The sequence below is a fragment of the Bradyrhizobium sp. SZCCHNS30572 genome (assembly GCF_032484415.1).
Lineage (GTDB): Bacteria > Pseudomonadota > Alphaproteobacteria > Rhizobiales > Xanthobacteraceae > Bradyrhizobium.
The window spans coordinates 360,244-377,130 of the sequence record NZ_JAUESY010000010.1 but is presented as its reverse complement, the minus strand read 5'-3'; the positions used below and the strand labels follow the sequence as shown (position 1 = coordinate 377,130).

At 64.4% G+C, this 16,887-nt stretch carries 17 protein-coding genes; 3 read left to right on the top strand and 14 right to left on the bottom strand.

Going from position 1 to position 16,887, the window contains the following annotated elements:
* Window positions 1-4 precede the first annotated feature (4 nt).
* The 6 genes from QX048_RS28850 to QX048_RS28825 all read right to left on the bottom strand — a co-directional run bounded on the left by QX048_RS28850 (window position 5) and on the right by QX048_RS28825 (window position 4,799).
* On the bottom strand, window positions 5-223 hold the full coding sequence (locus tag QX048_RS28850) for a hypothetical protein (protein WP_315827443.1): 219 nt from the start codon (window positions 221-223) through the stop codon (window positions 5-7).
* A complete protein-coding gene (locus QX048_RS28845) occupies window positions 220-1,173 on the bottom strand; it encodes a carbohydrate ABC transporter permease (protein WP_315712568.1) in 954 nt (317 codons plus the stop codon). The genes QX048_RS28850 and QX048_RS28845 overlap by 4 nt, the downstream gene beginning before the upstream one ends.
* Window positions 1,170-2,132 carry a sugar ABC transporter permease gene (locus QX048_RS28840; protein WP_315712570.1) on the bottom strand — a complete coding sequence of 321 codons (963 nt, stop codon included), beginning with the start codon at window positions 2,130-2,132 and terminating at the stop codon, window positions 1,170-1,172. The genes QX048_RS28845 and QX048_RS28840 overlap by 4 nt, the downstream gene beginning before the upstream one ends.
* A gap of 124 nt (window positions 2,133-2,256) precedes the next feature.
* Complete coding sequence (locus tag QX048_RS28835) at window positions 2,257-3,588, bottom strand: ABC transporter substrate-binding protein (RefSeq protein ID WP_315749849.1); 1,332 nt, start codon at window positions 3,586-3,588, stop codon at window positions 2,257-2,259.
* Between the two features lie 332 nt (window positions 3,589-3,920).
* The gene (locus tag QX048_RS28830) at window positions 3,921-4,568 is read right to left on the bottom strand and encodes a 4'-phosphopantetheinyl transferase (protein WP_315749848.1); all 648 of its coding nucleotides are present in this window, start codon (window positions 4,566-4,568) and stop codon (window positions 3,921-3,923) included.
* A complete protein-coding gene (locus QX048_RS28825; protein ID WP_315827442.1) occupies window positions 4,569-4,799 on the bottom strand; it encodes a hypothetical protein in 231 nt (76 codons plus the stop codon).
* Between the two features lie 231 nt (window positions 4,800-5,030).
* On the opposite strand from QX048_RS28825, the gene recQ reads away from it, so the two are divergent.
* Window positions 5,031-6,836, top strand: coding sequence for a DNA helicase RecQ (gene recQ / locus QX048_RS28820; protein WP_315827441.1), 1,806 nt, complete (start codon window positions 5,031-5,033; stop codon window positions 6,834-6,836).
* 737 nt (window positions 6,837-7,573) lie between these two features.
* On the opposite strand, the gene QX048_RS28815 is transcribed toward recQ, so the two are convergent.
* Both QX048_RS28815 and QX048_RS28810 read right to left on the bottom strand, forming a co-directional pair.
* Window positions 7,574-7,852 carry a hypothetical protein gene (locus QX048_RS28815; protein WP_409999262.1) on the bottom strand — a complete coding sequence of 93 codons (279 nt, stop codon included), beginning with the start codon at window positions 7,850-7,852 and terminating at the stop codon, window positions 7,574-7,576.
* Between the two features lie 310 nt (window positions 7,853-8,162).
* Window positions 8,163-8,813, bottom strand: coding sequence for a hypothetical protein (locus QX048_RS28810; protein WP_315827440.1), 651 nt, complete (start codon window positions 8,811-8,813; stop codon window positions 8,163-8,165).
* 171 nt (window positions 8,814-8,984) lie between these two features.
* Here QX048_RS28810 and QX048_RS28805 point away from each other — a divergent pair, with 171 nt between their 5' ends.
* Both QX048_RS28805 and QX048_RS28800 read left to right on the top strand, forming a co-directional pair.
* Complete coding sequence (locus tag QX048_RS28805; RefSeq protein ID WP_316159492.1) at window positions 8,985-9,722, top strand: hypothetical protein; 738 nt, start codon at window positions 8,985-8,987, stop codon at window positions 9,720-9,722.
* 24 nt (window positions 9,723-9,746) lie between these two features.
* A complete protein-coding gene (locus tag QX048_RS28800) occupies window positions 9,747-11,327 on the top strand; it encodes an endonuclease/exonuclease/phosphatase family protein (RefSeq protein ID WP_315827438.1) in 1,581 nt (526 codons plus the stop codon).
* A gap of 925 nt (window positions 11,328-12,252) precedes the next feature.
* Here the strand turns inward: QX048_RS28800 and QX048_RS28795 are convergent.
* The 6 genes from QX048_RS28795 to QX048_RS28770 all read right to left on the bottom strand — a co-directional run bounded on the left by QX048_RS28795 (window position 12,253) and on the right by QX048_RS28770 (window position 16,882).
* Entirely contained in the window at window positions 12,253-13,071 is an 819-nt protein-coding gene (locus QX048_RS28795) for an HlyD family efflux transporter periplasmic adaptor subunit (protein WP_315827437.1), read from the bottom strand.
* 255 nt (window positions 13,072-13,326) lie between these two features.
* Window positions 13,327-14,028 (bottom strand): VIT family protein, encoded by a 702-nt coding sequence (locus QX048_RS28790; protein ID WP_315718499.1) that lies wholly within the window; start codon window positions 14,026-14,028, stop codon window positions 13,327-13,329.
* Window positions 14,025-14,429 (bottom strand): OsmC family protein, encoded by a 405-nt coding sequence (locus QX048_RS28785; RefSeq protein ID WP_315718500.1) that lies wholly within the window; start codon window positions 14,427-14,429, stop codon window positions 14,025-14,027. The genes QX048_RS28790 and QX048_RS28785 overlap by 4 nt, the downstream gene beginning before the upstream one ends.
* A gap of 141 nt (window positions 14,430-14,570) precedes the next feature.
* Complete coding sequence (locus QX048_RS28780; RefSeq protein ID WP_315718501.1) at window positions 14,571-15,137, bottom strand: cytochrome b; 567 nt, start codon at window positions 15,135-15,137, stop codon at window positions 14,571-14,573.
* A gap of 81 nt (window positions 15,138-15,218) precedes the next feature.
* Window positions 15,219-16,127, bottom strand: a complete 909-nt coding sequence (locus QX048_RS28775; protein ID WP_315827436.1) for a sigma-70 family RNA polymerase sigma factor — start codon at window positions 16,125-16,127, stop codon at window positions 15,219-15,221.
* Window positions 16,124-16,882: an SDR family oxidoreductase gene (locus QX048_RS28770; RefSeq protein ID WP_315749833.1), complete on the bottom strand. Its 759-nt coding sequence runs from the start codon at window positions 16,880-16,882 to the stop codon at window positions 16,124-16,126. Before QX048_RS28770 ends, QX048_RS28775 begins: the two co-directional genes overlap by 4 nt.
* Between the last annotated feature and the right edge of the window lie 5 nt (window positions 16,883-16,887).

Sequence of the window (16,887 nt, the reverse complement as noted above, 5' to 3'; positions counted from 1 at the left end):
GGCGTCAGTCCGGAAACTTGGAGACGATGGTGAACATCACGACGCCGGCGAGCGTGGTGATGAAGGAATAGGTGTAGAGCACCAGTGCGAACGGCTGCAGCAGCATCAGCACGCCGGCCGCAATGAGGATCGTTGCCAGCGTCTCCATCGGGCCGCGCCGCAGCGCCCGTGGCCAGCGCGAGTGCGCCGCATCGGCCGGCTGATCTTGTGCCATCTCGCTCATTTGCGCACCGCTCCGAAGGTGATGCCGCGCAACAGATGTTTTCTCAGCAGCACCGTGAACACGACGATCGGGATCAGGAACAGCGTGGTGCCCGCCGCGACCGCCGGCCAATCCTGGCCGCCCTCGCCGATGATGATCGGGATGAAGGGCGGCGCGGTCTGCGCCGTGCCCGAGGTCAGAAGCACCGCGAAGGCATATTCGTTCCAGGCGAAGATCAGGCAGAAGATCGCGGTGGCGACGATGCCGGTGGTGGCCTGCGGCAACACGACCTTGAAGAAGGCTTGCAGGCGGGTGTAGCCGTCGACCATCGCCGCCTCCTCGTATTCGCGCGGGATCTCGTCCATGAATCCCTTGAGCAGCCAGACCGCGAGCGAGATGTTGACGGACGTATAGAGCAGGATCATGCCGAGCCGCGTGTCGGACAGGCCGAGCTCGCGATACATCAGGTAGATCGGGATCGCGACCGCGATCGGCGGCATCATCCGGGTCGACAGGATGAAGAACAGCAGATCATCCTTCAACGGCACCTTGAAGCGCGAGAACGCGTAGGCCGCCAGCGTGCCGAGCACGACCGACAGCGCCGTCGAGCCGAACGCGATCACCAGCGAATTCACGTAGCGTGGGATGTAGTTCGATGGACCCGCGACCACCATGTTGCGGCCGCGCGAGATGCGGTCGCACAGACTGGCAGCCGGTGGCAGCTTGGCCATGTACTCCGGCGCCTGCCGGGTCCGGGTCGTGAACAGGTTGCAATAGCCCTCCAGGCTCGGCTCGGCGACGAGCTTCGGCGGATAGGCGATCGCGTCCGACGGCGACTTGAAGCCGGTCATGAAGATCCACAGCAGCGGCACCAGAGTGATCAGCGCATAGGCGATCACCACGGTTGCCGCGATCCGCTTGGTCAGCGGCGACGGATCGACGACGGAATGGGCGGTTGCGAGACCGGTCATCGGCTTTTCACCCGGTTGAGCGCCTTGACGTAGATGTTGGCGAGGCCGAACACGGTGACGAACAGGATGATGGCGAAGGCCGAGGAATAGCCGGTCCGCCACTTCTCGAAGGCTTCGCGCTTCAGGGTGATCGAGGCGACCTCGGTCGTCGAGCCTGGACCGCCGCCGGTCAGGAGGTTGACCATGTCGAACATCTTGAAGTTCTCGATGCCGCGGAACAGCACCGCCAGCATGATGAACGGCAGCGCCATCGGCAAAGTGATCGACCAGAACTGCCGCCACGGCGAGGCGCGATCGACCTCGGCCGCCTCATAGATGTAGTCGGGAATCGAGCGGAGACCTGCAAGGCAGATCAGCATCACGTAAGGCGTCCACATCCAGGTGTCGACGATGACGATCGCCCAGGGCGCGAGCGGCACTTGCGCCAGCATCTGGAAAGACGATGCGGGCGCGCCCGTCGCGGCGGAGATGACGTAGTTGAAGAGCCCGATCTGCGGCTGGTAGAGGAACGTCCAGAAGTTGCCGACCACAGCCGGCGACAGCATCATCGGCAGCAGGATCAAGGTGGTCCACAGGCCGTGGCCGCGGAACTTCTTGTCGATCAGCCAGGCTAGCGTAAAGCCCAGCAGGGTCTGGATCAGGATGGTCCAGAACACGAAGCGCGCGGTCACCGTCATCGCCGCCCAGACGTCCGGATCGGTCAGGATCGACTGGTAGTTGGCGAGTCCGATATCGAGCACGGTGGCGTTCGGACGGTTCGCGCGATAATTGGTAAAGGACAGCCGGATGGTCCAGATCAACGGGAAAATGTTGATCGCGAGCAGCAGCAGCATGGTCGGCATGATGAATAGCCAGGCGATGGCGCGCTCGGACAGGCCGCGCACGCGCCCCGCCACGGCGGGCGGCGTCACCAGGGCGGCGCGGTCGACGAGGCTGCTCAGTCCGGTTTGGTCGGTCATGCGAGGGGCTGCTTCACTGGCGGCTTCGGGCTGGCGGTGAGACTGGCTGGTCCGCCCGGCAAGCCGAAGCTCGCCGGAGGGATTGTCGTGGCGGATCTCGCTTGCGCGAGAGGTGCCGCCTCCATCACAGCTTGCCGTCCTCCTTGAACACCTTGGTCCAGTCGGCGATCAGCCCGTCGAGCGCGCCTTTCGCCGTACCCTGGTCGGCGACGACATAGTCGTGGACGCGCTTCTGCATCGCGAGCAGAAGCTGGGCGTAGGACGGCTCAGCCCAGAAGTCGACCACCTGGTCCATCGCCACCAGGAAGTCGGCGGCGAACGGCGCGGTGTTCTTGAAGTTGGGATCGTTGAGCACGCCCTTGTGGCAGCTGTAGCCGCCGAGCGCCCACCACTTCTTCTGGGTGTCGAGCGCGGCGAACCACTTGATATATTCGAGCGCTTCGGCGCGGTTCGGCGAATATGCCACCACCGAGATGCCCTGCCCGCCGAGCTGCGAGCCCTTCTCCTTCTGCGCGGGGTTGACGAAGAAGCCGATCTTGTCACCGCCGACATTGGGATCCTTGTAGAGGCCCGGGAAGAAGGCGAACCAGTTCATCTGCAGCGCGACCTGGCCGGACTTGAAGGCATCGAGTCCTTCCTGCATGTAGCCGTTGGAATAGCCGGGCGGCGTGCAGCATTTGTACAGCGCCTTGTAGAATTCGAGGCCCTTCACCGCATCGTCCGAGTTGACGAAGCCCTGCATGTCATACGGCTTCTTCGGGTTCTGGTACTTGAAGCCGAACGGATAGAGCGCGTTGGTGACGCCCATGGTGATGCCTTCCGAGCCACGCTCGGTGAAGATGGCTGCGCCATAAACGGTCTTGCCGTCGATCACCCGCTTCTGGAAGAACTCGGCAATGTCCTTCAGCTCTTCCTGCGTCTTCGGCACCTCGAGCTCGCGGCCGAATTTCTTCTTGAATTCCTCGCGAATCTCCGGCCGCGCGAACCAGTCCTTGCGATAGGTCCAGCCGTTGGCGTCGCCCATCGCCGGAAGCGCCCAGTAGTTCGGCGAGCCCTTCGGCCATTCGGCGTAGCCGGCGACGGTGGCCGGCATGAAATCGGAGATCTTGATGCCTTCCTTGTCGAAGAACTCGTTGAGCTTGACGTATTGGCCATTCTCGGCCGCGCCGCCGATCCATTGGGAATCGCCGATCATCAGGTCGCACAGCTTGCCCTTGGAGTTGAGCTCGTTGAGCATGCGGTCGGCGAAGTTCGGCCATGGCACGAACTCGAACTTCATGTTGACGCCGGTCTTGGCGGTGAAGTCCTTGGACAGCTCGACCAGCGCATTGGCCGGGTCCCAGGCGGCCCAGCACAGGGTGATCGTCTTTCCTTCGGCGCGCGCCGGCGCGGACGCGCCGAGCACGGTCGCGGCGGCGACCGTCGCCGCCAGTGCAAATGTCTGCAGCAACTTCATCTGGCACTCCCTCCCTGTTGGCGCCGTCCCCGCTTCGCGTGGGTGACGGCGATGCATGGCCCGCGGCGAGCGACGCCGTCACAACGACAGCGCGAGCCGCAAGCGTTTCCCCTGGCCCTCGGATCATCCGTCCGAGTTAAGTATTTTGTTTAGTAGATTGCGAACGACTAAACATGTCAAGCGCATTTTCAGGACGTTTGCAGCGCATCATGTTTAGCGACTGCGGTAAGCTGCTCGTCGTCCGGAGGTTTGCCGGGAATGGCGATGGCGCGGCTCTCCGGCGCCGCCGCCAGGACGCAGGCGCGGCCCAACTCCAGGCTGCATCCGCGTGATCAGCCCTTCGCCAACGTCACGCCGCAACTGACCCGGCCGTCAGCGATGAAGAAGCGTCCGGCAAGGCGAGCAACGGCGGCCGGCCAATCCTCTCTCATGACACGCACCTCGAACGTGCCCGCCGCCCATGCGATCGCGAGCTCGACATCCTGGAAATCCAGGAAGCCGCGCGTGAGCGGATACTGGCATTTGTAGTAGGCTTCCTTGGCGCTGAAGATCACGATCGGCAGCATCGGCTGCAACGCGTCGGGCTGGCCGCGAAGCCATTGCCGTTCGGCCGGCGTGAGCACAAGATCGCGCATCGACGGATCGAGCTCGCGCAGGTCCTCGACATCCAGTCCAAGGGACGGGACATCCCTGCTTCGGGCCACGGCCACGGCGCAATGATCGGCACAATGGGAGATGCTTCCCGCATAGCCCGACGGCCACACCGGCGCGCGATCCGGCGTCGGGACGAGCGCGACCGGCGAAGCTCCCAGCGACGCCAGCGCCCTGCGCGCCAGGATCCGGGCGGTCGCGAACTCGGCGCGCCGCTTGGCGACCGCGGCCTGGATATGCGCGCGCTCTTCGGGAAACAGCTCATCCTCCGCCAGCGAGAGGCTGGACGCCGCCACCACGACCGGACCGTCAAACAGATTTGCAAGCACTCACATCACCAACTCTGCACGCGCGTCTCTTTGCGGACCGGCCTCGACCGGCCGCCACCGTATACGAAACGGCGACGTCGAAGCGAATTCCAACGATTCAACATGTCTCGCGATCTCGCGGCGCCACGCCCCCGAGCTTTGCATGGCGAGCGCACGCTGCCGCTCGGCGAGCTGCACCACCGACCACTGCGGATCGGCATCGACCAGCACTTGCGCCCGGCGAGGTGCCAATGCACCCGGCTCCCCCCGGGAGCCCATGGTTGGATCAGGATCAGAACATACTGCGATGCAAGTCGATTCTGCCATAACTCGCCGGCTTGTCCAACGCGCCCCGGCCGCTGTCCCCCGGTCCATGCTTTTCGGCCCCGCTGACATGCGCGTCGGCGGCCAGCTTTTGCTTGACGGCAGCGGGCTGCAACGGGACTTATCCAGTCCCTCTGTCTGCCGAAGAAGTGCGTTCCCATGGCCGCCGATCCGCTCTCGATCCTCAAGACCGTGTTCGGTTACGACAGTTTCCGCGGCCGGCAGCGTGACATCGTCGAGCACGTGATCGCCGGCCACAATGCCTTCGTGCTGATGCCGACCGGCGGCGGCAAGTCGCTGTGCTACCAGATCCCGGCGCTGGCGCGTCCCGGTCTCGGGCTGATCATCTCGCCGCTGATCGCGCTGATGGAGGACCAGGTCGCGGCGCTGCGGCAGGCCGGCGTGAAGGCCGCGGCGCTGAACTCGCGGCTCTGGGGCGCCGAGAAGGACCTGCTGTGGCAGGACATCGAACGCGGCGAGCTCGATCTCCTCTACATGGCACCCGAGACGCTGCTCAAGGCGGAGAACCTCGAGCGGCTCAAGACCGCACGGTTGTCGCTGATCGCGATCGACGAGGCGCATTGCGTCTCGCAATGGGGCCATGATTTCCGTCCCGAATACCGCGCCCTCGACTGCCTCGCCGGGCTGTTCCCGACCATCCCGCGCATCGCACTCACCGCCACGGCCGATGCGCCGACGCGGGCCGAGATCGTCGAGCATCTTTCGATCGGCGACGGCAACAGCTTCATCGCCGGCTTCGACCGGCCGAACATCCGCTATGGCGCAGCGGAGAAAACCAGCACGATGCAGCAGATGCTGGCCTTCCTGAAATCGCGCGAGGGCGAGAGCGGCATCGTCTATTGCCTGTCCAAGCGCAAGACCGAGGAAGTCGCCGCCTCGCTCAGCGATCATGGCTTCCCGGCGCTGCCCTATCATGCCGGCATGGAGATGAAGGCGCGGGAGAAGAACCAGCGCCGCTTCCAGCTCGAGCAGGGCCTGATCATGGTCGCCACGATCGCCTTCGGCATGGGCATCGACAAGCCCGACGTGCGGTTCGTTGTTCATGCCGATCTGCCCTCCAGCATCGAGGCCTACTACCAGGAGACCGGCCGCGCCGGGCGCGACGGCCTGCCCTCCGAGACTCTGATGCTGTACGGGGCGGAGGACATCGCGCTGCGCCGCCGCTTCATCGATGAGTCCGACGCGCCCGATGCGCGCAAGCGCACCGAGCGCCGCAAGCTCGATGCGCTGCTCGGCTTCGCCGAGACCTGCCAGTGCCGCCGCCAGGTGCTGCTGCGCTATTTCGGCGACGATTGCGCGCCGTGCGGCAATTGCGACATCTGTCTTGACCCGCCGGAGACCTTCGACGGCACCATCGCCGCGCAGAAGCTGCTGTCCTGCATCCACCGCACCGGCGAGCGCTTCGGCCAGGCCCACGTCATCGCGGTGTTGCTCGGCGAGACCGACGAGCGCATCGAACGGCTCGGCCACGACAAGCTCTCGACCTTCGGCATCGGCAAGGAGCACGACCGCAACGCCTGGCGCTCGATCGTCCGCCAGCTCGTCGCGCATGGTCTGATCAGCGTCGACGTCGCCGGCCATGGCGGCCTGTCGATCTCGCCCGAGGGCCGCCAGTTCCTGCGCGACAAGCCGCAGCTCAGCCTGCGCGTGCTGAAGAAGCCGCGGCGCGACCGCAAATCCCGGGAGCGGCAGACCACGGCGGCATTTCCCGACCTCGACCGCGACCTGTTTGAGAAGCTGCGCGTACGCCGGATGGAGCTCGCCAAGGCGCAGAACGTCCCGCCCTATGTCATCTTCCACGACAAGACGCTGGCCGAAATGGCGGCCCGCCATCCGCGCTCCGTCGCGGAGCTTGCGAGCATCTCCGGTGCCGGCACGGTCAAGCTCGCGCGCTACGGCGAGGCCTTCGTGGCGGTGATCAATGCGCATGATGCGGGCGCCTGAGCCGGCCATCGTCCAGCAGCACCGCGGCTCCTTCGCTCGACGATCAGACGGCACACATGGCTCACACATGGCCTCGCGATCCCGCCGCTGATGACGCCCGGGTTATGCAACTGAAGTCCCCTTCTCCTCGAAGAAGAGGCGCAGGGAAGACCGGGTATCAGCTGATACCCGCGGTCCGCGTGCAGCAAAAAGCACGCGGCAGAACCACAGGTTCAGCCCAATATCCGGCCTTCCCTGCGCGACGGTTTGACGACTTATAGGCGCTCTCCCCGGGGATCGGCTGTCTTGCCCCCGTCGCCGGCGGATCATCATCACCGCCGGCTTGGCATCAGCACCGCGATGCCAGGACCACACCACTTCGCCGTCGCATCGCTCCGTTCGTCGGCGCGGGCTTTGACACCCGGCTGCGGAGCAACGCGCCCGTCGCCTCCCCGGCTCGACGCTCGTGACGATCGCGAAACGTCCCTCTTCAGCGAGCCGGGATAACAGGAAATGTGGATGTGATTTGCCCGACGGTGCAAGTGATGAGTTTGCGACAAACTGGCACGACGGGCAGTTGGCGCATACGCGCCATGCAGAGATTGCCCGTCGTGCAGCTCGGGATGGCGCGAGTTCGTCGGGTCACAGCAGCCGGTCCCATCGACGCCTTCAAACGTCTTCAGTGATTGGAATGCACCGTCACAGTGATGAGCTTGGCTCCGGCACCGAGCTGCCGGGTCGGCAAAGCACGAGCCATTCTACTTCTCCGCGTGCCCGGCGGCACTGGTCCGACCGCATGGAAGTTCGGGCGGGGCCGGAAGATCGATGCTGCCAATCAGGTCCGAGCGCAACGTTTCAGCGGCGGCCGTCGCCGCCATGGTCTGTCGCAAGGTGCTGACGTTCGATCCGAGCGAAACGATGCCGCCGAGCACCGCGGCAATCGTCCCGAGGACGACGACCGCATTGGACCCCAGCAGGCCCAGCACCGCCCCGAGCAGCAACGCGGCGCAGCCGGATATCACGATCTTCGAGGCCATGATGATCTTTCGACACCGCTCGGCCACGTCGGCCAGCTGTTCGATCCGCGCCTCGATGAGGGAGATTGATCGCTCCGGTCGTCCTCATCCATCAGACCAACTGTTCTCCACGGTGTTGCTTTGGGCTAATTCCGTCCCCGCCCACCAACGTACGGCCATTGGTTTGGACAATCCAAGAGATGGTTTGCGGCCGTGAGGCATCGACCTTGATGAAGCTCGCGATCATCTGAGATATTACAGGCCTTGGATCACACCAACGCATGGCATCTGGCTTTGTTACGGCGCGACCAAGCCGAGGAGCCTCTCGAGACTAGGCCGGCACGGGAACCCCGGCCTTCTTCTCCAGCGCGGCCACCCGGTCGCGAAGGCTGCGGATCTCCGCGACCAGATCGAGGACGTCCGGCGCGGGCTGATGCCCGATCATCCCAACATGGGTCGTTGTCACACGAATGGTCGACGAGCTGATCTCCATGCTGGTGCGGGAGCCCGCAACCGATGGACCCGGCTGCAATGCAGGCGTTGCGGGGACTGCGATCGTAACGCCACCCGCCACAATTCCGTCTGGAGCGGTAACGGTTTTCTCGAACCGCGCGGCGCCTTTAACGGTCACGTCTTCGAGTTTCGCCGCACCGTGAATCGAAACGCCCCCGACGTAATGCTTGCCATCGTTGAGAACAAGTTCGTCAGCCTGGGAGTGCGAGAGCGCCGCGCGCGCCGCCGGGGGCACTTTCGGGTTCTGAAGCTGCACCATCTCGACGTTGCATACCATCATTGCTCGCCCCAACCAGGCCGGGGCCAGCAAGACACGCCCCGCGTGGGCCTCCGCGCCGTCAAACTCGATTCTGAGCATGCCGGGATAGCCCTGCGCGTCGACGGGAATCCTGACGTTGCCGCTCTGCAGCACAGTCGTTGATCCTTCCAGGATGACCGACGTGTCGGTGAGTTTGATGTCGCTCGTCATGTTCGCCGCCTCCCGCTGAAGATGTAACTTAAAATATCGTCAACTCGGCCGCCGCGGGTTGATTCACGTCAACGCTCCATCGGCTGGCGCCTGCGACCGTTAGCTATGAAGTAGGATGTTCTGGCGCGCGCCAGGCCGCGCTCAGAACATGGGAACTGGCGGGGTCTTGAAATGCCCAATGATCTGCACACCGTCCTGAGCGGCATTCACGGATTGAAGGTCGACGCAGTCGAGAGGTCGGTTCCGGCCTGCGCGGACCATGCCTTCGCCTGGGCAGGCAAGCTGCTCCCCACGCCCCACGTTCGAGCCCGCGCCGATTTCAGCTCGGCTCATCATCAGGCCTGGCTCGAGGCAATGGGCAATTTAAGGGCATGGAAGACGCGGCAGATCGATATGAACCTGCCGGCATCGGAGAAGCTGCTCATTGTCGGATGGTACTTCCCGGAGCTCGCGAGCCTGCTCGGCACTGCGGAAAAAAAGCATGTGGTCGTTCTGGTGTCGAATGATGCTCCCTGGCTCTCCGAACTAAAGGACGCAGGCACGACACTGAATTTTCGGGCCCAAGGCGGTGCGTCGGCGCTCGCCGCCTACATGCGCGACGGTCGCAACGTGTTCGCGATGATGGACAATATTCATCCGGGCACCGAGTTCGTCCGCAGCCCATTCTTCGGACGTCCCGCCAAGACCCCGGTCGCCATTCTGCGGCTTGCGATCCGCAACGGCTACACGCTGGCGCTGATAGCGCCCAGGGACAGCCGCGTGGAAGTGGTGGCGACACTGCCCACCGCCGGCAAGCAGCCGGAGGATCTCGCTGCCTGGGTGAACCAGAAGATCGAACAGGAAGTCAGACGGGCGCCGGAACGCTGGCTGTCGTGGCCGACGCTCGCCTACCGCTTCCAGGCAAGCTGATTCACCAGTCAGGAGGACGCGCGCATGCCCACCACGTCGTTCAATCAGCTCGCGCAGCAGGCCGACGCACTTTACCCGCCGCAGTCGATGCACAGCCTGTTGTCCAGGCTGCGCTACCCCGGAGCGGCACCGGGAACGACCCTGCCGACGGCTTCGTTCGCCGAGGCGGCTTGGCGCCTGTCGGGCCCCTCCACGACACGAATTTCATTCCTCCACTACAACATCTGGTGCCTGCGCGCGAAGATCGGATTGAAGGAGATCGTCGCCGCTGCCGGAGGGGTGGGCCACTTCGCGGCTTGTCTTGGGGTCTCATCGGCTGAGTTCATCGGCAAGGCACTGGAGATGATCGGGGCCGACATCGGAGATGTCTGCGACCGCATCTTCCCGCCGATCGTGGAAGTCTGCGGCGTTTCCGCCAACCCGCTGAACGATGCCTGCAAGCTGGTGGGCAACAGCCTCTCGCTCGGCGGATACATCATCGAAAATCTCAGTTCCGACCTCGACTGGCTGATAAGCCTCTTCTCGATCCCCGAGGAGGTCGTATTCGAGGTGCTGATGCAGTTGGTCGCGCCGGTGCTTGGCGTGTTCGAAGTGAGTGTCATGGAGAAGCCGGTCATCCCCGAGCGCGCCGACGAAATCGGCCGGAGGGTGTTCGCCTACGACCTCGTATCGCTGGTCGAGGCTTGGGACCAGGATACGCGGGATACGATCCTGGCACATGGCAGCGCGCAGCATGTCGACGGACCGACCGGCTCCCTTGCCTACAAGCAACTGCAGAGCGGGATCCTCGTGCTCAGCCCGACGCGGACGATCGAGAATGGCGGCGGGCATGTCTATGCCGCGGACGGCGTGTCGCGAGTGATGCCCGGCGGATGCGAGATGGGCTACATGTTCGATTCTGACAAATGGGCGAACAAAGGGGTGCAACTCACGCGTATCCCGGTCGGCTTCGGTGCGATCGAGCTCTATTCGACGCATGTTTATGCCGGCGATGGCGGCCTTCTGCCGCCCGGTCCAACTGACGCGGAGAAGATCGACGTCAGGCGCAGGCAGATTGATGAGTTGATTGCCTTCATCAAGGCGACGCACCTTCCATCCAACGTGGCCATTGTCGCAGGAGATTTCAACATCGGTGCTGATACCGACGAATACCACAACCTGGTCGCGGCGATGGAGCAGGCCGGCTTCTATGACCTGTGGAGCGTCCCGTACGATACGATGAAAAGCGACGGTTTGACCGACCGTCACGGCGAGGGCGACGAGCCGATCTACAACGACTTCAATACCAACTGTAAGGTCTATCGCGCCAGCGAGGCATATCGGCAAGCCTACGATCCGGCCGTTGCCACGCCGACGATGTCAGATGATGTCGATTACTACTGCGACGACATGCAGCCAGACGACGCGAATCCCACCGGATCGAGGATCGACTACCTATTCATGGAACGTGCGACTGCATTTCACGGCTTCAATCTCGACGTCTCACGTGTGCGCCGGCGTGCTTTCAAGTCACGCATTCGCTGGGTCGTCACCCCCGGCCCGCAGGACTACCTTTCGAACCACATCGGACTGGAGGCGACTTTGTTCGCCAGCTCAAGGCACTAGAGCTCCGGGCGTTCAAGAAGCGCGGCAGAGGCTCGGAGTCACAGAATGGGTCACTCATCGTCGACAACGCCGACTTGGCCGTCTGCGCAGCGCTTGTCGGCGGGGATGCCAAGTTGAGGCGTCTTGGCACTCGACCTGGTAAACGGTAGGCCATTAGCATCACCAACCTCTCGCCGACCGCTGAGCATAAGGGTTCGGCCAGCTTCATGTTCATGCGCGCCGGCAGGCCGCCGACCTTGTGGTGCGACTTGATCGTCACCGACAGGCCGCCGGTGAAGAAGACGCTCTCGATCACGTCGAGATAGGGCCGCAGATCACCTTGCGACTGCCCACTTGGTGCGGGACATCGCACGACCGCGTGTTGTACGTTTCAAACAGCAGGCAAGGCTGAGCCATCTCGCGGCGGCATCCGCCCGAGTTGTCATCTTGAGTGAATCTCTTCCTCCGAAGAAGAGGCGCAGGGAAGACCGGGTATCAGCTGATACCCGCGGTCCGCGTGCAGCAAAAAGCACGCGGCAGAACCACAGGTTCAGCCCAATATCCGGCCTTCCCTGCGCGACGGTTTGACGACTTATAGGCGCTCTCCCCGGGGATCGGCTGTCTTGCCCCCGTCGCCGGCGGATCATCATCACCGCCGGCTTGGCATCAGCACCGCGATGCCAGGACCACACCACTTCGCCGTCGCATCGCTCCGTTCGTCGGCGCGGGCTTTGACACCCGGCTGCGGAGCAACGCGCCCGTCGCATCTCCGGCTCGACGCTCGTGACGATCGCGAAACGTCCCTCTTCAGCGAGCCGGGATAACAGGAAATGTGGAGGTGATTTGCCCGACGGTGCAAGTGATGAGTCCGCGACAAACTGGCACGACGGGCAGTTCAGGCATGAGAGGCATGCACGGATTGCCCGTCGCGCAGGGATGGCCGTGGTCAGATGCGCCGCTGCACCGACGCGGGCTGGAGATCCTGCTCGCAGTGGCAGGTCCTCTGCGCCCTCTCCCGCAGGATCTGCGAGACCATCCGCTCCGTCCCGGTCAGGCCGGTCAGGATCGTCGCGCCGACAGCCATGCCCGATCGCAATCCGGCGGGCATGGCCGCCTTCAGCAGGCTGATCTTCAGCGCGATCCGCGCTTCGCCGGTTGGCGAGCCGGACGCCGCGCCGATCCACTCAGCATCCGCGACATGTCCATAGAGCCGGACGGGCAGGCCCGGCACGTCGATCGTGACCGCCTGTCCGATCGCGACATAGGTGATCTCGGAAACCGCGAGGGCTGCGATGACGTGGGGCTCGCCGGGCGTGACCACCGCCATCAACGACCGATCTGTCGTCACGACGTCGCCGACATGGAGACCGCTTGCAGCCACGACGCCGGCGACGGGAGCGATGACGTCGTTCAGCGCGACCGTCGCGGCGCGCTCGTCCCGGTGCTCGATCCGCGCGAGAACCTGTCCCGCAGCGATCTCCTGGTTGTCGGTCACGAGCAGGTCCCTGACCAGGCCGGACACCGCCGACCTGACCGGGATCTCGTTCATACTGACATAGGCGTCATCGGTGTGAACCAGATATTGGCCCACGGTCACATACTCGACCATCCACGGCACCGCGACCAGCATTCCGAACATCAGGCTGAGCGCGACGAGCAACCACAGCGCACGTGCTGCGGACGCCCTGGCGCGCGGCTCCGCCGGGGGACACTCCCGATGCAGAATGACCGGCCGGGATCCACCCGGCGCTTGCTGTCCGTCCACCACTCGCTCCTCACGACTACGGCATCGGGCGCGTTGCCGCCTCGGCGGCATCCTCTTGACGTAAGAGTCGCACCCATCGAATGCCCGTGACGCGAGATGTGGCGGCTCGCGGGCCGGTTGATAATGGCGCCTGGACCGAATTGGGTCTTCAATTTCTCGAAATAATGCCCGTGTCGACGACACCGCGACACCGCCGCAGCCTCGACACGAGACGGGGGTAACGCCGTTGACCGTCGCGCAAGCTTTGCCAGCGCTTCAAACAACGGCCCCAAACAGCCTTCCGATGCCTGCGGTGAGACCCAGGGCGAAGGCCCCCCAGAACGTCACGCGAAAGGTGGCGCGCGGAATGTTGGCCCCGCCTGCCTTTGCGCCGATCGCTCCCAGCACCGCGAGAAAGGCGAGAGAAGCGGCGGAGACGATCGGGACCAGCAAATTGGCGGGCGACACCACGACCATCAGCAAGGGCATGGCGCCCCCCACCGAAAACATCATGGCCGAGGTCAGGGCAGCCTGGATCGGCCGCGCTGCGGTGATCTCCGAGATTCCCAATTCGTCGCGGGCATGAGCCGTCAGTGCGTCTTTCGCCATCAACTGCTCGGCCACCTGCCGCGCAAGGGATTGATCCAGACCTCGCTTGACGTAGATTTCGGCAAGCTCGTCGCGTTCGAATGCGGGGTTGTCGCTCAGCTCCTTGCGTTCCCGGGCCAGGTCGGCCTGCTCCGTATCCGACTGCGAACTGACGGAGACATATTCACCGGCGGCCATCGACATCGCTCCGGCGACCAATCCCGCCACGCCTGCGATCAGGACGTCGTTTCGTGTCGCTGCTGCCGCAGCAACACCGACGATCAGGCTCGCAGTCGAAATGATGCCGTCATTGGCTCCCAGAACGGCCGCTCTGAGCCATCCGATCCGCGCCACCAGATGGCTTTCGGGGTGGATGTGAAGGCGGCTCATGTCTTTCTCCTGATCACGCCTTGCAACTTCGTCGCGGCCGCCACGGTGTTGGAAATCGTTCCATACTTCCTGACATTCTGATGAAGCAGCTCGAGCCGGCGGTCGTCTTCGTCGGTGTCGACGATCAGCTCGTAATCGATCGACGCCATCATCGGCGGGCTGTCCTGACGGACGCCGATCAGTCGCACCTCGACGCCACGAACATGGAACTTGAGCATCGGCGTCACGCGTTCGATTCCCTTGATCATGCAGGCGGCAACCGCGGCGAGAAGAAGCTCGGCCGGGTTGAACGCATCCCGCCGTCCCTGGACATCGGTGTCGAGCACCACGGTCGCATCCTTGCAGTCAGCGACGCTTTCATGCGCATCGATCCGTCGGGCGTTGACGCGATACTCTAGCATTGGGGGAGTCTCCCGGCCGTGTTTCCTTGGGGATTGGCAATCCGAACCATGAGCGGAGTGATCGATCGGATCGCGACCGTTCGGTTACGGCGGCGGAAGCGACCGGCGCAATCCATGGTTTCCGACAGGCGTGTCGCTTCCCTAGTCGTCCGAGTGAGGCAGCATGCGAAGCAGCGTCCGGTCCCGGAAGATCCAGTGATGGATCAGCGCGGCGGCCGCATGCATTGCAGCCACGATGACGAGGGCGTGGGCGAGAATTTCATGCACTTCCTTGACGTTGTGAGCAAACGCACGGTCCTTGGGCCAGGGCGACGCGATCTCGGCGATGCCAAACAGCGGCAAGGAATCACCGCGCGCAAACTGCAACACGATGCCAACGACGGGCACGGCAAAGAGCAGCGCATAGAGAACGTAGTGCGCGAAACGCGCGGCCGGATCCTGCCACTTTCCCATCCATGTGGCGAACTCAGTCGCTTCGGGCGGCGGAGAAGGATCGGCCAGCCGCCAAGCCAGGCGCACCGCCAGAAGCATGAGGATCGCGATCCCAGCCGTGACATGGACGAGCAGGCCGGACTCGCGCGGCGCGCCCTTGGGCAGCACGTCACCGAAGACCCCAAGCGCCCAGGCGACGGCCACGAGAACGACCGTCAGCCAATGCAGCGTCTGCGGAATCGCCCCGTAGTCCCTCGTCGAGTTGAAGAGCTGCATCTCAGACCTCTTTGGTCAAAAGATGCTCCTGGCGCGACCGTCCCTCGTTGATGTGGATCAAGCCCTTGCCGGTCTGGGTGCTCAGGACGGCGGGGCGAGTGCCAGCTCTGCATCGGCGATGACATAGCGGACGTAGCGGTAGTCGCGGATGAAACTGATCTTGCCGTCGCGCCAGCTCAGCCACATGACGTAGCTGGGCCGCGGATCGCCCTGGCGTTCGAACACGGCGATCACTTCCCGGCCCTCGAGCCAGGCCGGCGCCAGCCAGACGCCGTCCATCCCGGCGTAAATGCTGAAGAACATCCCGACATCGGCCGGGCCGACACGGACGGGATGAGTGGACTGATGCAGTTTGACGTCGTGTGCCAGCAGCGCGCGCAGGCCGTCCCAATCACGCCGGTTGAACAGGCTCACATAGCGTGTCGCCGCATCGGAGGCGGGTCTCGCCGCCGGCCGCGCCTCGGCCACAGCGTTGATCTCGGAGAGCCGCGCCCGGGCGCGGGCGAGATGTGCCTTCACCGAGTCCACCGTCAGGTCGAGCAGCGCCGCGATGTCGGCGAGCGACTCATCGAGCACATCCTTCAGAACGAGGACGCTCCGCTGAGGGATCGGAAGCTCCGTGAAGCGCGACACCGCGGTCCGGATCGCCTCGTCGCGCATCATCGCCTCCACGGCATCCGGCACGGTGTCATCGGCGACACCGTCAGCCGCCTCCATCGGTTCGGCGGCCCGGATCGCACGGCTGCGCAGCAGGTCCAGCGCCCGGTTATGCGCGACCCGGAACAGCCAGGCGCGCAGCATCGCGACGTCGCGCATCTCGTCCACCGCGACGAGCGCTTTTGTCAGGGTGTCCTGCACGACGTCCTCGCCGTCGATCACAGAGCCCATCAGGCGCGCGCAATAACGATGCAGCTCGGGCCGCAGCTGCTCTGCGAGGGCCACGAGCTCGGCGCTGCGCGCGCCGCGCGAAGCATGTCCGCCGTCGCTCAAGCTGCCGCTCCTTCCATCACCGTCACGCCGGAATCTCCGTTGAGACCGAACACGACGCCGTCGACGAACCGCGGGTCCTCCAGCACTGCGACCACACGATCGCCGAACGCCCGTGGCGGCATCGGCGCGCCGAAGCGGGCAACGAACGCTTCCGGCGCAATGCCCATGGACCCGGCATAAGCACCCGCGGCCGTATCCCCCACTCCCGTGCCGAGGATCATCATACGCGGCACGATCGCCTGGAAGCGGATGCCGAGCCTGTCGTCCTGCGACACGCCGTTGGCGTATTTCGCCATGAACCAGAGCATGCGCTTGGCGCCGCCGTAGCCGCCTGACATCTGCGAACCGCCCACCGCCGCGCCGCTCGATCCGACCAGGACGCGGCTTCCTGGTTTCAGGGGGAGCTTGAGCGCCGCCTGGATCCAGTACAAGCCCGCCTTGACGTCCGTTTCCCAGGCAACCGAGAAATCCCTCCAGGTCAGCCGATCCAGCCGGTCCATGTGCGGCGTTGTGCCGGCGTTCAAGATCAGGATGTCGGGGCTGATATCGCCGACGATGCGATGCGCAGCGGCCTCGTCGGTGACGTCGGCCGCGATCGTGGCCACACCCAGGCGCGCAGCAATCGCGTTCAGCGCCTCGGTTCCGCGCGCGACGACGGTCACCTTGGCGCCGCGATCGACGAGGGCCTCCACGACTCCCAAGCCAAGGCCGCGGCTTCCGCCGGTCACGACGATCGTCTTGTCTTTCAGGCTCATGATGA

Excerpts from the sequence above, each read along its gene's own strand:
- QX048_RS28850 (WP_315827443.1), bottom strand. The coding sequence starts at position 223 with ATGAGCGAGATGGCACAAGATCAGCCGGCCGATGCGGCGCACTCGCGC.
- QX048_RS28845 (WP_315712568.1), bottom strand. The coding sequence starts at position 1,173 with ATGACCGGTCTCGCAACCGCCCATTCCGTCGTCGATCCGTCGCCGCTG.
- QX048_RS28840 (WP_315712570.1), bottom strand. The coding sequence starts at position 2,132 with ATGACCGACCAAACCGGACTGAGCAGCCTCGTCGACCGCGCCGCCCTG.
- QX048_RS28835 (WP_315749849.1), bottom strand. The coding sequence starts at position 3,588 with ATGAAGTTGCTGCAGACATTTGCACTGGCGGCGACGGTCGCCGCCGCG.
- recQ (WP_315827441.1), top strand. The coding sequence starts at position 5,031 with ATGGCCGCCGATCCGCTCTCGATCCTCAAGACCGTGTTCGGTTACGAC.
- QX048_RS28815 (WP_409999262.1), bottom strand. The coding sequence starts at position 7,852 with ATGGCCTCGAAGATCGTGATATCCGGCTGCGCCGCGTTGCTGCTCGGG.
- QX048_RS28810 (WP_315827440.1), bottom strand. The coding sequence starts at position 8,813 with ATGACGAGCGACATCAAACTCACCGACACGTCGGTCATCCTGGAAGGA.
- QX048_RS28805 (WP_316159492.1), top strand. The coding sequence starts at position 8,985 with ATGCCCAATGATCTGCACACCGTCCTGAGCGGCATTCACGGATTGAAG.
- QX048_RS28800 (WP_315827438.1), top strand. The coding sequence starts at position 9,747 with ATGCCCACCACGTCGTTCAATCAGCTCGCGCAGCAGGCCGACGCACTT.
- QX048_RS28790 (WP_315718499.1), bottom strand. The coding sequence starts at position 14,028 with ATGAGCCGCCTTCACATCCACCCCGAAAGCCATCTGGTGGCGCGGATC.
- QX048_RS28785 (WP_315718500.1), bottom strand. The coding sequence starts at position 14,429 with ATGCTAGAGTATCGCGTCAACGCCCGACGGATCGATGCGCATGAAAGC.
- QX048_RS28780 (WP_315718501.1), bottom strand. The coding sequence starts at position 15,137 with ATGCAGCTCTTCAACTCGACGAGGGACTACGGGGCGATTCCGCAGACG.
- QX048_RS28770 (WP_315749833.1), bottom strand. The coding sequence starts at position 16,882 with ATGAGCCTGAAAGACAAGACGATCGTCGTGACCGGCGGAAGCCGCGGC.